Source organism: Pigmentiphaga sp. GD03639, assembly GCF_029845405.1.
Classification (GTDB): Bacteria; Pseudomonadota; Gammaproteobacteria; order Burkholderiales; family Burkholderiaceae_B; genus Pigmentiphaga; species Pigmentiphaga daeguensis.
Genome location: NZ_JAOCLR010000011.1, coordinates 22,642 through 36,792, shown reverse-complemented (window position 1 = coordinate 36,792; position 14,151 = coordinate 22,642). Strand labels below are relative to the sequence as shown.

Below are 14,151 nucleotides of genomic sequence, written 5' to 3'. Positions count from 1 at the left end.
GGATGCGCCCCGCCTTAGTGCAGCCGGCCGCCCAGCCGCTTGAACGCGAACGGTTTCATGCCGTCCAGGTTCAGGATGGGCTCGGAACTGGCCCGCACCCGCCGGCGCGCCGGCAGTTCGGGCAAGCGCTGCTCGACGTCGGCCGGGGCTTCGCCGCGCCAGGCGCCCACCGCCGCCTCGACCACCTCGGCGATTTCCTGGCCGCGGTTGTATTGGGCACGCAGCCACTTGCAGTCGCCGCCGTGGGTGAAGATTTCCTCGCGCAGGGCTTCCAGCAGGTCCGCCGTGCCCAGGCGGCGCGCCACCGGCATCAGCCGGTCGAAGGTCATGCGCAGGTGCTCGCTCAGGCGGATGCGGCCGTGGACGGGATCGACGTAGTTGCCGTGCAGCCCGAAGCGGGTGGCCTGGAAGCGGTTGGTCCGGTAGGCCATCCAGGCCTCGGCGCCGGGCGCGGGTTCGTCGGCCAGGACGATGCCCAGCGCCTGCGCGAAGGCCGCCAGTTGGCAGGCCTTCTCGACGGTAAGCGGGGTGTCGCAGACGCGGATCTCGACGGTGCCGAACTCGGGCTTGGGCCGCACGTCCCAGTACAGGTCCTTGATGCTCTCGATCAGGCCCGAGGTCTGCAACTGGGCGAAATAGGCCTCGAAGCCGTGCCAGTCCACCACCTCGGGGGGCAGGTGCCCGCACATGGGGAACGCGTTCAGCGCGTTCAGGCGGCTGCACGCGAACTGCGTGTCGACGCCCTCGAAGTAGGGCGACGAGGCCGACATCGCGATGAAGTGCGGCACGTAGGGCGACAGCTTCTGGGTCATGGCGATCGCGGCATCGCCGCTGGGCACGCCCAGGTGGATGTGCTGGCCGAACACGGTGAACTGGCGGGCCAGGTAGCCGTACATCTCGGACAGGTACTGGAAGCGGGGCGAATCGTAGATGGTCCGGTCATGCCAGCGCATGAACGGATGCGTGCCGCCGCCGGCCACGCGCACGCCGACGGCGTCCGCGGCCTCGACCAGCAGGTCGCGCATCTCGCGCATTTCTTCCAGCAGGCGGGCGGGATCGGTGTGCACCGACGAGTTCAGTTCGATCATGGACCGGGTGATCTCGGGTTTGACCCGGTCCGCATAGGGGTGGTTGGCGATCTGGGCAAGCAGCTCTTCGGCCGCTCCCCGCAGGTCGAAGGTCTGCGGATCGACGATCTGCAGTTCTAGCTCGATGCCCAGGGTGTTGGGCGCGGATGCCGTGAATGCGATGGACTGCATCGGGGTCTCCTTTGGAAAGGTGGCCGGGGTGAGTCATCTACCCGGGGGGCGACGCCGGACGCGCGGAGCGTCGGGGCAGCATCACGTGAAAGAATCGTTGGGCGAGTTTAGCCGCTGGTTGATGACAGATTCCGTAAAATTGACCGATCTTAAGTGTTTCCCCTAGGCTGACACCCGAAAAACCGGGGCCCAGGAGTAAGCATCCACTGACAAATCAGCAAAAACGCGGGAGTGCGGGAGAAACCCGCCGGAGACGCCCAGCCGGCCAAGGGATGGGCGCAAGAGCGAGGCAGGCGGATTGGAAGGTATTCGTGCGTATGCCGCGCCTGCCGGCGCGATGACAGGGGCCATTATAGCCCCATGGAGGAAGAGTATGTGCTTACCGTCCGGCCGGCGCGGAGCGCTGGCCCGGCGGAATCAGTGCAGGGTTACGGGATGGTGCATGTAGACGTCGAACTGGCTCAGGAATTCGTCCACGTCTTCCATCGAAGGTTCGGTGGCGATCAATTCCCGCACCTGGGAGCGGAATTGCTCGGCCGATTCGCCCGCGATGTAGATCTCGCGGCGCGCCTGCTTGTCGACGATTTCGAATCCCCCCGCGGAGGCGCCATCGAGCTGGGCGAACTCCACTACGACATAGTTGGGACTGTTATAGATCATTTCCATGGTCTGGCTCCTGGAGACAGGGGTCTGACCGACCACCTGTTCATTAAGTTGGTGCCTGCGTTTGGAAATCAAGAGGGCCAACCGGATTGATACCGCCTATCGGCTACACCATGCTCGATACCGGCTTAGGGCCCTAACCCTCGTACAGCTTCACCGCTCCTGCAAAACCTGGTCCATTCAATTGCCTGCGCAGCTCGGCGACATGCTGGGCCGCGCTGACCTCTATCCACAGCCGGGCCGGCCGGGATTGCCGGAGCAGCCTCGCCACGGTCACCCGCAGCGGCAGCTGCCCTACGCAACAAACGCACCCGGGCGCCAGCTGTACCAGTTCGACCCCCGGTGGGGCGGACAAAGTTCCCGGCCCGCCCTCCACAATCACCGCCTGTAACCCTTCGCTTACATGAGCCCGCGCCTCTTCCAGTGCCAGACTGCGCGCCTCACGTAAGTAAGCACCAACTAATATCACGACTGGGACCGGCTTCATTTCCGCCAGAATGCCCGGGTGAAGAGGACCAGTACAGCAAACAATTCCAAGCGGCCGATCAGCATGGCGAAGGTGCAGATCCAGGTCTGGGCGTCGCTCAGCACGGCGAACGTGCCTGCCGGACCGACATCCGCCAGGCCCGGGCCGGTGTTGCTGAGGCTGGCCAGGACGGCCGTGAAGGCGGTGACCGGATCCAGCCCCGTGTACAGCATGGCCATGGTCAGCGCCATCAGCGAGGCCCAGTACAACAGCATGAAGGCCATCACCGAGAACACGACCCGGTTGGGCACCGGCAGGCCACCGATGTGCACCGGGTTGATGGCGCGCGGGTGCAGGATGTGGATGAGTTCCCGGCGCGCCTGCTTGACCAGGATCACCACGCGGATCATCTTAATGCCGCCGCCGGTGGAACCTGCGCAAGTGGCGAAGCAGGACAGCACCAGCATCCAGACCGGGGCGAAGATGGGCCAGGTCGAATAGTCGGCGCTGACGAAGCCGGTGGTGGTCGCCACCGACACCGTGTTGAACAGCGCGAAGCGCAGGGCCGTCCAGACCGAGTCATAGTTGCCGCGCTCGAGCAGCAGCGCGGTGATGGCCGCCACCGAGATCGCCAGGACGGCCAGGTAGGCCTTGGCCTCGGTGCTGCGCCAGTAGGGCCCCAGGCTGCGGCGCCGGAAGGCCTGGAAGTGCAGGGTGAAACTGATGCCGGCGATGGTCATGAACACCACGGCCACCAGTTCGATGGCCGGCGAGTCGAAGGCGGCGAAGCTCGCGTCGCGGGTCGAGAATCCGCCCAGGCCGATAGTCGAGGCCATGTGGCAATAGGCCTCGTACCAGTTCATGCCCGCCATCCGGTAGGCCAGCAGGCACAGGACCGAGATCAGCATGTAGATGGCATACAGGCCCTTGGCCGTGCCGGTGATGCGCGGCGTGAGCTTCTCGTCCTTCATCGGGCCCGGCGTCTCGGCCCGGAACAATTGGCTGCCGCCCGCGCCCAGCATGGGCAGGATGGCCACCGCCAGCACCAGGATGCCCATGCCGCCTATCCAGACCAGGGTGCAGCGCCAGACGTTGATCGACGGCGGCAGGTTGTCCAGCCCGGAAAGCACCGTGGCACCGGTGGTCGTGATGCCGGACATGGCCTCGAAATAGGCGTCGGTCATCGACAGCGGCGCGCCGATCTGGTGGTAGTAGAACAGCAGCGGCAGGGTGGCGATCAGCGCCAGCACGCTCCAGACCAGGGACACCAGCAGGAAGCCGTCGCGCGGGGTCAGCTCGCGCCGCTGGCTGCGCGTCGCCAGGCTCAGCAGCAGTCCGGCGATCAGGCCGACGACCATGGCGCGGATGAACGCGTCCCGCGCCCCATCGGAAAAAATGAAGGACGTCGCCAGCGGTATCGCCATCGTCATCGAGAACAGGGCGATGACGAGTCCGAGGACGTGCAGGACCGGAATCAATTTGCGCATGCGGCGGGTCCGGAAGGATCAGAAGAAAGTCGCCGAGACCTGGAACAGCTTTTCCACTTGCGCGATCAGCCGCTGGTGCGCCACGAAGACGATGACATGGTCGTCCGATTCGATGACGGTGTCGTGGTGCGCCATCAGCACTTCATCCTGGCGCACCACGGCGCCGATGGTGGCGCCCTGCGGCAGGTCGATGTCCTCGATCCGGCGGCCCACGACCTTCGAGGATTTGGCGTCGCCGTGGGCGATGGCCTCCAGGGCCTCGGTCACGCCGTGCCGCAGGCGATGGACGGACACCACGTCGCCGCGCCGCACGTAGCGCAGCAATTCGCCGATGGTGGCCTCGGACGGCGAGATGGCGATGTCGATGCGCCCCCCCTCCATCAGCTCGCCATAGCTCTTGCGCCCGATCAGCGCGATCACCCGCCGGGCGCCCATGCGCTTGGCCAGCAGCGACGACATGATGTTGTCCTCGTCGTCGCTGGTCAGCGCCAGGAACAGGTCCATCTCGGCGACGTTCTCGTCCTCCAGCAGGTTCTCGTCGGTGGCATCGCCGTTCAGGATCAGGGACCGGCTGGGAAGCTGGGTGGCCAGGAATTCGCAGCGCTTGCGGTTGCGCTCGATGACCTTGACGTCGCAGTGATCGCTGATGCCGCGGGCCAGCCGCAGGCCGATGTTGCCGCCGCCGGCGATCATGACCCGCTTGACGCGCTTGTCGCTCTCGCGCAGCTCGCGGATGATCTGGCGCACGTGCCGGGTGTTGGCCAGGAACAGCACCTCGTCGCCCGGCTCGATGCGCGTGTCGCCCTCGGGCGGCACCAGCCGGTTGTTGCGGAAGATCGCGATGATGCGGACATCGGCGCCCGGCAGGCGCTCGCGCAGGGTCTGGATGGGCTGGTCCGCCAGCGGGCTGCCGGCGGCGGCGCGCACCGTCACGGCGCAGACGCGGCCGCCGGCGAAGTCCACCACCTGCAGCGCCTCGGGAATGTCGACCAGCTTCTCGATGTAGCTGGTCACGCTGCGCTCGGGACAGATCAGGTGATCGACGTCGAAACCGTCCTCGGCCATCAACTCCTCGTGGTCGAGGAACTCGGACGAGCGCACGCGCGCGATGCAGCGCGGCACGTTGAACACCTTCTTGGCGATCTTGCAGGCGACCAGGTTGCTTTCGTCGGCCGTCACGCAGGAAATGAAGAGATCGGCGTCGGCCGCCCCGGCCTCTTGCAGGGTGGACACGTGGGTGCCGTTGCCCATCAACCCCCGCAGGTCCAGGCGATCCTGCAGCACGGACAGACGGGCGCCGTCGGTGTCGATGACGGTAATGTCGTTGTGCTCGGATACCAGGTTCTCGGCCACGCTGGTCCCCACCTGGCCAGCGCCGAGTATCAGGATTTTCATACGCCTCGTTTACGCGAGAGTTCGATTCCCAGTTGCTTGAGCTTGCGGTACAGGTGGGTGCGCTCCAGTCCGGTCTTGTCGGCCACGCGGGTCATGCTGCCGCCCTCGCGCGCCAGGTGGTGCTCGAAATAGACCCGCTCGAACGCGTCGCGCGCCTCGCGCAGCGGCAGGTCGAGCGACAGGCTCAGCAGGGGCGAGCGCGGCTGGTTGTCGTGCATGGCCACCGCGCCCGCCGAGCGGTCGACGGCCGGCGCGAGCCCGGGGGCGGGCGCACGCATGCCGTCGCCGGTCGTGGGCGGCGCGGGCGCGTAACCCGGCATGGCGGGCCGCGCGGGGGCTTGCGGCGCGGCCGGCTTGGCGCCGGCCCGGCCCCGTTCCAGCGCGCCGGCGATGGTCTTGAGCAGGCGCGTCATCGTGATCGGCTTCTCGAGAAAATCGATCGCGCCGATGCGGGTCGCCTCGACCGCCGTATCGATGGTCGCGTGGCCGCTCATCATGATGACGGGCATGTCGAGCAGGTCCTGGGCCGCCCATTCCTTGAGCAGCGTCACGCCATCGGTGTCGGGCATCCAGATATCGAGCAGGACCACGTCGGGACGATTGGCGGCGCGCAGCGCGCGCGCGGCCGCGGCATTCTCGGCCAGATCGACCGTATGCCCTTCGTCGTAAAGAATTTCCGACAGGAGTTCGCGGATGCCGACCTCGTCGTCAACCACCAAAATTCTGGCCATATCTTTAGAAACCTCTGTTACGCGGACTGCGCCCCCGCAGTCTCGGAAAAACGCGACGCATCGTGTGCAACGTCCGTACCCCCGGCAAGCCGAGTGAATAGTATAGAGACCATTGCCCCTCCTTCGGGCCGGTTGGCAAGATCAATTCTGCCTCCGTGCTCCTCGACGATCTTCTTGACGATGGCCAGCCCCAGCCCCGTCCCCCGCGCCTTGGTCGTGATGTAGGGCTCGAAGGCGCGCTGCAGGATGCGGGCGGCGAAGCCGGTACCCGTATCGGTCACCATGAATTTGATGGACGCGTGCTCGCGGCCGTCGGGCAGCCGCGTCTGGATCAGGCGCGTGCTGACCGAGATGCGGTCGCTGGACGTGGGTCCGGCCGGCGCGCCTTCCCCCGCCTGGCGGGCCGCCTCCTTGGCCTTCTCTTCGATGGAGTCGCGGGCGTTGGCGATCAGGTTGTGGATGACCTGGCGCAGCTGGGTGGCGTCGCCGCGCACGCGCGGCAGCACCGATGCCAGGTCCACCGACAGCGCGATGTTGCCCGTGCCGGCCTTCAGCACGCCGCCCGCCGTGTCCCATCCGTACAGGGTCAGGACCTCGGCCACCAGCTCGTTCAGGTCCAGCAGCTGGTGCTGGGCCGGCGGCGTCCTGGCGTATTCGCGGAAATCATCCACCATGCGCTGCATGGAACTGACCTGGTTGATGATGGTAGTGGTCGAGCGCTTGAGCATGTCGGCGTCGGGCTGCGCGAGCTTGTCGGCCAGCTTGATGGCGATCCGCTCGGCCGAGAGCTGGATGGGCGTCAGCGGGTTCTTGATCTCGTGCGCCAACCGCCGCGCGACTTCGCCCCACGCGACCGCGCGGTTGGCAGAGATGACCTCGGTAATGTCGTCGAACACCACCACGTAGCCCCCACTCGCTCCCGCCACCGGCAGGTGTGATCCTCGCGCGAGCAGGGTAATCGTATTGTCGTCGCCGGTGGGATCGGAATTGTTACCTTCGCGCGCGCCGTCCGCCTCGGCGGCCGGCTGCGGCCGGACGATCTCGAACTGTTGCTGCCAGTATTGGCGCCCGGTGCCCGCCGCCGCGTGCTCGGCGAACGCCGTGCGTATAGTCTGCGCGAAGGCGGTCAGCCCGTCTATGGTCTCCAGCGGCCGCCCGGTGACCGCGCGCAGGTCCACCCGCAGGATCTGCTGGGCGCCGCGGTTCACGGTGGCCACGCGGAAGGCCTCGTCGAACACCAGCACTCCCGACGACAGGTTCGACAGGATGCTTTCCAGATAGACGTTGCTGCGTTCGAGCTGGCGCCGGTTGCTCTCGACCATCCGGCGCGCCTCGTCCAACTGGCGTGTCATGGCGTTGAACGAGCGGGTCAGCTGGCCCAGTTCGTCGCTCTGGGGCGGTTCGGGAATGGGCCGGTAGTCGCCCACGCCCACCGCCTGCGTGCCCTCGGCCAGGCGCAGCAGCGGCCGCACCATCCGCGACGACAGCGAAAAGGCCGCCGCGATCGCCGCGAACACCGCCAGCAGCAGCGCCAGGGTCAGCGTGATGCCGTACAGCTTGCGCAGGCCCACCCGCGACAGCGACAGCTCCTGGTAGTCGCGGTAGCCGCTCTGGACTTCCTCGGCGTTGCTGGCGATCTGTTCGGGCACGCCCTGCAACAATTGCAGGTAGCGCGACTCGGCGGGCAGCACCCCGGGCAGCTCGAAGCCGCCGACGGGCGCGATGGGCACGATCACGCGCAGGCGCAGGGCGCCGCCATTGGACGTGTCGCGGGTCGTGCCCAACGGCCCCTGCACGCCCTCCACGGTGGTCGGGCTGGCAGTGCTGTTGGCCTCGGCGGCGGCATAGGAACGCGCGATCTTCAGTTGCCGCAGCACCTGCGGCGTGGGCGTCTCCGGCACCAGCGAGCCGTAGGAATTGGTGGACCAGGCGATGACCCGCCCGCTGGAGGTGAACACCATCGCGTCCTGCACCCCGACCTGCTCGCGCAGCCGCGTCAGCGACAGCCCCACGTTCGATTCCTGGTTGTCGCCCAGTTCGATCGACATGGTGCGCGCCTTGGCATTCATCTCCTGGAGCTGCGAGTCCAGCGCCGCCCGGCCGAGATTCAGGCCGGACTCGAGCGCGGTGTCCACCCGCACGTTGAACCACGACTCGATGGAGCGCGACAGGAACTGCACCGACAGCATGTAGATCAGGACGCCGGGCACCACCCCCACCAGCGCGAACGCCAGCGCGAAACGGGAGGTGAGCCGGGCGCCGAACTGTCCACGCCGCAGTTGCCCCATCAGCCTGACGGTCAGCACGACCACCCAGGCGAACAGCGCCAGGGCGATGATGGCATTGAGCCCCAGCAGCAGGCCGTACTGTTGCTCGAGGCGGGAGGAGTTGCCGGTGGACCAGGCCAGCAGGAACAGCAGCAAGAGGGCGCTCACGCCGCCCATGCCCAGGAGGACGCGCAGGAAGCGGTTCAGGATACGCACGCGGCGGGTTCGCATCATTGGGACTCCGTGGGAGGAGTCAGGCCCAGTCCCCCCGGATGCGCGTGGGGCGATCCGCCTGGCGGGACCAGGCCGTTGCCGCCGGCGGAGGCGCCGTTGGCGGGGACGATGGGCGCGGACGGCGACGGGGGCGCCGACTGGGCGGGAACGGATTGCATGGGGACGGACGGCGCGGCACCGGGGCCGGAACCGGCGGGAGGCTGCACGGCATAAGGCGGCGGCACGGGCGGCGGCGGCAGGCCGGGCTGCGCGGCGGGGGGCGGCGCGGCACCGGAGCTGGGCGGCGGCGCGGGCTCCTTGCCCAGGCGCACGTTGAATTCCGTCCAGGGCGTCGCGAGCGACCAGTCGCTGCTGTTCAGGGCATTGACCTGGAACGGCTTGGACAACTGGGAGATGTCGAAACGCACGCGCAGCCGGCCTTCGTAGCGGGTGTCGGGATTCAGCGCGTCGCGGTCGCCGATGCGCCAGTTGCGTACGTGGCGCACGACCGACAAGGCCTCGACCAGGGATCCCACGGGCAGCGCGAGGTTGCCCGAATGCACGCGCCACTGGCGCGTCAGCGGGTTGTAGACGATGCGCCAGGTCTGGTTCGAGGACAGCACGACCTCGTCGAACCAGTACCAGCGGGGGCGGCGGATCTCGACCTCGACCGAAAAGTAGAGCGGCAATCCGCGCGCGACGGCATCCTCGAGCTGGTTGTTCAGGTCAAGCAGAACATCGGCGCTCAGGAGCAGGTCGCGGCCGCGTTCGGTCACCGTCACGGACTGGACGGCGGGCTCGGATGCCGGGGCTTGGCCGCCCCACAGCAACATCAGGGCGACGACCGGCAGGATCAGGACGCGGCGGAGTCGGAGAATGATCAAACCTTGGCAAACAACGCGTAGAAAAAACCATCGTGCTGCTCGGCCGGCCGATCAGGCTCCGCCTGCGTGAGCAATTGCCCCGGCGCAGGCAGCCGCGCCGCATCGGGGTGCCTGAGCTGGAAAGCCTCGGCTTGCCTGGCCCCCTCCGCGGGAAAAATCGAGCAGGTTGCATAGAGCAATTTACCACCGGGCGCCACCACCTGCCACAAGGCATCGGCAATCCGCGCCTGGAGCGCGGCGGTATTGGCGACATCCCCCTCGCGCCGCAGCCAGCGGATGTCCGGATGGCGCCGGACGATGCCCGACGCCGTGCACGGCACGTCGGCCAGCACCGCGTCGAAGGGCCGCCCGTCCCACCAGGTCTCCAGGTCGGCCACGTCGGCGGCCTGCGTGCGCGCAGACAGGCCCAGCCGCGCCAGGTTGGCATCCACCCGCTCCAGCCTGCCGGCGTCGATGTCCAGCGCCAGCAGGTCGAGATCCGCCAGTTCCAGCAGATGCGCCGTCTTGCCGCCCGGCGCGGCGCAGGCGTCCAGCACACGCATGCCGTCCTTCACCTGGAGCAGCGGCGCCGCCAGTTGCGCAGCGGCATCCTGGACCGACCACCAACCCTCGGCGAAGCCCGGCAACTGCTGCACGGGCCGGGGCTGGGACAGCGCGACGCCCGCCTCGCCCACCGGCAGGGCCTCTACCCCGGCGGCGCGGAAGGCCTCGATCAGCGCCTCGCGGCTGGTGCGGCGGCGGTTGACGCGCAGGACCATCGCCGGCGGCCGGTTGGCGGCGCGCAGCAGCGACTGCCAATGGTCAGGATATTCGATGCGCAGGCGCCGCACCCACCAGTCGGGATGGTTCCAGACGGCTTCGGGGCGGCGGGCGGCGGTCTCCATCAGGCTGTCGCGCTCGCGCAGGAAACGCCGCAGGCTGCCGTTGACCAGTCCCTTGAACGGCGCGAGCGAACGCTGGCCCGCGGCGGCGCGCACGGCCTGGTCCACTACCGTGTGGGGCGCATAACTGACGCCAGCCGCGGCGGCTTCGCGCTCGTCCGCCACCAGCAGCGCGAACGCCGTCAGCAGCAGGGCGTCGAGCAGCGGATCGGCCGGCTTGCGGGGAATCAGCGCCTGCTTGACCGCGCGGGCCAGCCCCAGTTGGCGCATGGCGTGGAAAGACACCGCCTGGGCGGCCGGCCGCAGCGGCGCGGCAACGCGCGACAGCGCATCGGTCAGCGAGACGCCCGCCAGCACGCCCTGGACAGCGCGCGCGGCGGCCAGCAGCACGTCCGACAAGGGCGCCGACATGGGCCCGGAGGCAGGCGGCGCCATCAGGAAAGATCGGGGCTCCAGCCCCGCACGAAGACGTCGACCGGCTGGCGCTTGCCGCCGGCCTTCTGCAATTCGGTCAGGCGCAGGATGCCCTGGCCGGTGGCCAGGTCCACGCCGGCGGCGCCGGCGCGCACGACGCTGCCCGGGCTGGCCGGCGACGCCTCGTCCAGCGCCTCGGCCCGCCATACCTTGACCGGATCGGCCAGGCCGGGCAGCCGCACCGTCGCCCCCGGCACCGGATTGAAGGCCAGGATGCGACGCGCCAGCTCGGCGGCCGGACGCGAGCAATCGAGCGCCGCCTCGGCCTTGTCCAGCTTGGCGGCGTAGGTCACGCCCCGGGCGGGCTGCGGCGTGGCCGGCAGGCCGCCTTCCTCCAGGCGCGCCAGCGCCCGCACGATCAGTTCGCCGCCCAGCACGGCCAGGCGGTCGTGCAATTCGCCGGCGGTCTGGCCCGCCTCGATGGGCAGGGAACCTTCGAGCAGCATGTCGCCGGTATCCAGGCCGGCATCCATCTGCATGATGGTGATCCCGGTCCGCGCGTCGCCCGCCTCGATGGCGCGCTGGATGGGCGCGGCGCCGCGCCAGCGCGGCAGCAGGCTGGCATGGATGTTCAGGCAGCCCAGGCGCGGAATGTCCAGCACCGCCTGGGGCAGGATCAGGCCGTAGGCGGCCACGATCATCGCGTCGGCCCGCGCCGCGCGCAGGGCCTCGTGGGCCTGGGCGGCCTCGTCGGGATACTTGCCGTCCAGCCGCAGGCTGCGCGGCTGCAGCACCGGCACGCCCGCCTCCAGCGCCGCCGTCTTGACCGGACTGGGCGTCAGCTTGAGCCCGCGCCCGGCCGGCCGGTCCGGCTGGGTCAGGACCAGGCCGATCGTATGCCCGGCCCCGATCAGGGCCTGCAGGGCGACTTTTGCGAATTCCGGCGTACCGGCGAAGACCAGATGCATCTAGAGTACCCCCCTACGCGCTTCGCGCGCCCCCCAGGGGACGATGCGAGTGGACCGGAAGGGAAGTCCACCCCCAAGCGGCCTTCGGCCGCTCCCCCTCAAGGGGGCGGCGCTGGCGGACCGGCAAAGCCGGATCCGCGGCACCCTGGATCTGGACTCCCTGCTTGGCGCGCGGCCTTGCACGCCGCTTCCTGCGCGGGCGGGATGGGATTATTGATTGTCGGAGGGGGAATGATACATGGTCCCCCCCTACGCGCTTGATACATGGTCCCCCCCCCTACGCGCTTGCGCGCGCCCCCCAGGGGGCGATGCGGGTGGACCGGCAAAGCCGGATCCACCGCATCCTGGGTCTTCGTGGGGTATCTCGGTGCGAAGCACCGCATGCTTGCTTTGATCTTAGGCGCCGCGGATCCGGCTTTGCCGGTCCGCTAGCGCCGCCCCTTGAGGGGAGCGGCCATAGGCCGCGTGGGGTGGGCGTTCCCTCCGGTCCGCCAGCGCCGCCCCCTTGAGGGGGAGCGGCCGAAGGCCGCTTGGGGGTGGGCTTCCCTAGACCTTTTCCAGCTTGCGCAGCTTGGTCTTGATGCGGCTTTGCTTGAGGGGGGAGAGGTATTCGACGAAGACCTTGCCTTCCAGGTGGTCGAGTTCGTGCTGGACGCAGACGGCCAGGATGCCTTCGGCGTCGAATTCGTAGCGTTCGCCCTGTTCGTTGGTGGCCTCGACCTTGATGCGGGCGGCGCGCTTGACCTCGTCGTAGATGCCGGGCACCGACAGGCAGCCTTCCTCGTAGACCTGGGTTTCCTCGCTCTTCCAGGTGATGACCGGGTTGATCAGGACGAGCAGGTCGTCGTTGTTCTCCGACACGTCGATGACCACGATGCGCTCGTGGATATCGACCTGGGTGGCGGCCAGCCCGATACCCGGCGCGGCGTACATGGTCTCGGCCATGTCGCGGACGATGCGGCGGATGCGGTCGTCGACCACCGCCACCGGCTTGGCTTTCTTGTGCAGCCTTGCGTCGGGATAGTGAAGAATGGGTAGCAATGCCATGATCGTGTTGCCGTTGCCCCTCGGACAGGGGCCATTTCAGAATAAATGGGGCCGGTTGGCCGGGATCCAAGGGGCAAGATACCACAGCTTCCCGGCGAGTCCGGCCGCCCGCGCGAGGCGGGATCGCGGGGATCCCCGCTATTTATATAGCGGGAGGCGAGCGCCGTCCCTGGCCATTGGACGCGCCGGCGCGCGATCCGTTCAGCGGCGAGGCGGGACATCGATGTCCTGCCCGGGGCTACCCTGCGGCGCCTGCCATGTTTAGATAGCGGCATGCCTCTCGCCCACACTCCGGAAGAATTGTCCGCCTGGCTGCGGCTTACCCTCGAACCCGGCATCGGACCGGCCACCGCGCGCGAACTGTTGCAAGTGGTCGGGTTGCCGCAGCGCCTTTACGGCCTGTCCCGCGACGAACTGGCGGCCCTGTTGCCGCCACCGCTGGCCGCGCAGCTGGCCCGTTCGCCGTCGCCCCAGCACGCCGCCGCCCTGGAACGCACCCTGCGCTGGGCCGAACACCCCGGCCACCACCTCCTGACGCTGGCCGATGCCGGCTATCCCCGGGCGCTGCTGGCCATCCACGACCCGCCGCCGCTGCTCTACCTGGCGGGCGATCCGTCCCGGCTGTCGCCGCAGGCCATCGCCATCGTCGGGGCCCGCCACGCCACGCCCGACGGCATGGCGAACGCGCGCGCCTATGCCCGCCACCTGGCGCAGCGGGGCTGGTGCATCGTCAGCGGCCTGGCGCTGGGCATAGACACCGCCGCCCACGAAGGCGCGCTCGAGGCCGGCGCCGCCGGCGGCGGCACGGTCGCGGTGGTGGGCACGGGAGTCGACGTGGTCTATCCGCCCCGCAACCGAGGCCTGGCCGAGCGCATCGCCGCGCAAGGGGCCATCGTGTCCGAGTTCCCGCTGGGCCTGCCCGCGCTGCCGCACCAGTTCCCCCGGCGCAACCGGCTGGTGGCCGGACTGACGCAAGGCACGCTGGTGGCCGAGGCGGCCGCACGCAGCGGCTCGCTGATCACCGCCCGGCTGGCGGCCGACGCCGGCCGCGAGGTCTTCGCCATCCCGGGATCCATCCATTCGCCGCTGTCGCGAGGGTGCCACGCCCTGATCCGGCAGGGCGCCAAGCTGGTGGAATCGGCGCAGGACATCCTGGACGAGCTGGGCGCCGGCTCCGGATCCGCAGCGCCGGCGCCGGAACCGGCGCTGCCGCGGGATCCGGTGCTGGCCGGCATGGGCTACGGTCCCATCCACGTCGACGCGCTGGCGGCGCGTACGGGCCTGGCGGTCCCGCAATTGCAGGCCAGGCTGCTCGAGCTGGAGCTGCGGGGGCTGATCGCCCGGCTCGACGGCGGCCGCTACCAGGCCACGCCCATGCGCTGAATCCCCTTGTGTGCCGCGCACACAACGCATGAGCAGCAAATGCCGGGCAATTTGCCTAGGGATGCAATTCAGCGTACAGTGGATCCAGCCTTA

General features: G+C 68.7%; 11 protein-coding genes. 1 reads left to right on the top strand and 10 read right to left on the bottom strand.

The window, feature by feature from the left end; genetic code table 11:
- Positions 1 to 14: 14 nt before the first annotated feature.
- The 10 genes from N5K27_RS13890 to def all read right to left on the bottom strand — a co-directional run bounded on the left by N5K27_RS13890 (position 15) and on the right by def (position 12,675).
- Positions 15 to 1,259 carry a YbdK family carboxylate-amine ligase gene (locus N5K27_RS13890; protein ID WP_087838869.1) on the bottom strand — a complete coding sequence of 415 codons (1,245 nt, stop codon included), beginning with the start codon at positions 1,257 to 1,259 and terminating at the stop codon, positions 15 to 17.
- Between the two features lie 417 nt (positions 1,260 to 1,676).
- A complete protein-coding gene (locus tag N5K27_RS13885) occupies positions 1,677 to 1,925 on the bottom strand; it encodes a DUF3567 domain-containing protein (RefSeq protein ID WP_087838870.1) in 249 nt (82 codons plus the stop codon).
- Between the two features lie 480 nt (positions 1,926 to 2,405).
- Positions 2,406 to 3,875 carry a potassium transporter TrkG gene (locus N5K27_RS13880; RefSeq protein ID WP_087838871.1) on the bottom strand — a complete coding sequence of 490 codons (1,470 nt, stop codon included), beginning with the start codon at positions 3,873 to 3,875 and terminating at the stop codon, positions 2,406 to 2,408.
- 18 nt (positions 3,876 to 3,893) lie between these two features.
- Complete coding sequence (gene trkA, locus N5K27_RS13875) at positions 3,894 to 5,270, bottom strand: Trk system potassium transporter TrkA (RefSeq protein WP_087838872.1); 1,377 nt, start codon at positions 5,268 to 5,270, stop codon at positions 3,894 to 3,896.
- Positions 5,267 to 6,001: a response regulator gene (locus tag N5K27_RS13870; protein WP_087838873.1), complete on the bottom strand. Its 735-nt coding sequence runs from the start codon at positions 5,999 to 6,001 to the stop codon at positions 5,267 to 5,269. Before N5K27_RS13870 ends, trkA begins: the two co-directional genes overlap by 4 nt.
- A gap of 17 nt (positions 6,002 to 6,018) precedes the next feature.
- Positions 6,019 to 8,475: an ATP-binding protein gene (locus N5K27_RS13865; protein WP_087839100.1), complete on the bottom strand. Its 2,457-nt coding sequence runs from the start codon at positions 8,473 to 8,475 to the stop codon at positions 6,019 to 6,021.
- Between the two features lie 23 nt (positions 8,476 to 8,498).
- Positions 8,499 to 9,365: a DUF4390 domain-containing protein gene (locus N5K27_RS13860; RefSeq protein WP_279817177.1), complete on the bottom strand. Its 867-nt coding sequence runs from the start codon at positions 9,363 to 9,365 to the stop codon at positions 8,499 to 8,501.
- Positions 9,362 to 10,681 carry a 16S rRNA (cytosine(967)-C(5))-methyltransferase RsmB gene (gene rsmB / locus N5K27_RS13855; protein WP_087838874.1) on the bottom strand — a complete coding sequence of 440 codons (1,320 nt, stop codon included), beginning with the start codon at positions 10,679 to 10,681 and terminating at the stop codon, positions 9,362 to 9,364. Before rsmB ends, N5K27_RS13860 begins: the two co-directional genes overlap by 4 nt.
- Complete coding sequence (gene fmt, locus N5K27_RS13850; protein WP_087838875.1) at positions 10,681 to 11,628, bottom strand: methionyl-tRNA formyltransferase; 948 nt, start codon at positions 11,626 to 11,628, stop codon at positions 10,681 to 10,683. The genes rsmB and fmt overlap by 1 nt, the downstream gene beginning before the upstream one ends.
- Positions 11,629 to 12,174: 546 nt before the next feature.
- Complete coding sequence (gene def / locus N5K27_RS13845) at positions 12,175 to 12,675, bottom strand: peptide deformylase (protein WP_087838876.1); 501 nt, start codon at positions 12,673 to 12,675, stop codon at positions 12,175 to 12,177.
- Between the two features lie 273 nt (positions 12,676 to 12,948).
- On the opposite strand from def, the gene dprA reads away from it, so the two are divergent.
- On the top strand, positions 12,949 to 14,058 hold the full coding sequence (dprA, locus tag N5K27_RS13840; protein WP_279817176.1) for a DNA-processing protein DprA: 1,110 nt from the start codon (positions 12,949 to 12,951) through the stop codon (positions 14,056 to 14,058).
- Positions 14,059 to 14,151: the final 93 nt, after the last annotated feature.

Coding starts and splice junctions, on each gene's coding strand:
- rsmB (WP_087838874.1), bottom strand. CDS start 10,681: ATGGCGCCGCCTGCCTCCGGGCCCATGTCGGCGCCCTTGTCGGACGTG.
- N5K27_RS13880 (WP_087838871.1), bottom strand. CDS start 3,875: ATGCGCAAATTGATTCCGGTCCTGCACGTCCTCGGACTCGTCATCGCC.
- N5K27_RS13885 (WP_087838870.1), bottom strand. CDS start 1,925: ATGGAAATGATCTATAACAGTCCCAACTATGTCGTAGTGGAGTTCGCC.
- def (WP_087838876.1), bottom strand. CDS start 12,675: ATGGCATTGCTACCCATTCTTCACTATCCCGACGCAAGGCTGCACAAG.
- dprA (WP_279817176.1), top strand. CDS start 12,949: ATGCCTCTCGCCCACACTCCGGAAGAATTGTCCGCCTGGCTGCGGCTT.
- N5K27_RS13870 (WP_087838873.1), bottom strand. CDS start 6,001: ATGGCCAGAATTTTGGTGGTTGACGACGAGGTCGGCATCCGCGAACTC.
- fmt (WP_087838875.1), bottom strand. CDS start 11,628: ATGCATCTGGTCTTCGCCGGTACGCCGGAATTCGCAAAAGTCGCCCTG.
- trkA (WP_087838872.1), bottom strand. CDS start 5,270: ATGAAAATCCTGATACTCGGCGCTGGCCAGGTGGGGACCAGCGTGGCC.
- N5K27_RS13890 (WP_087838869.1), bottom strand. CDS start 1,259: ATGCAGTCCATCGCATTCACGGCATCCGCGCCCAACACCCTGGGCATC.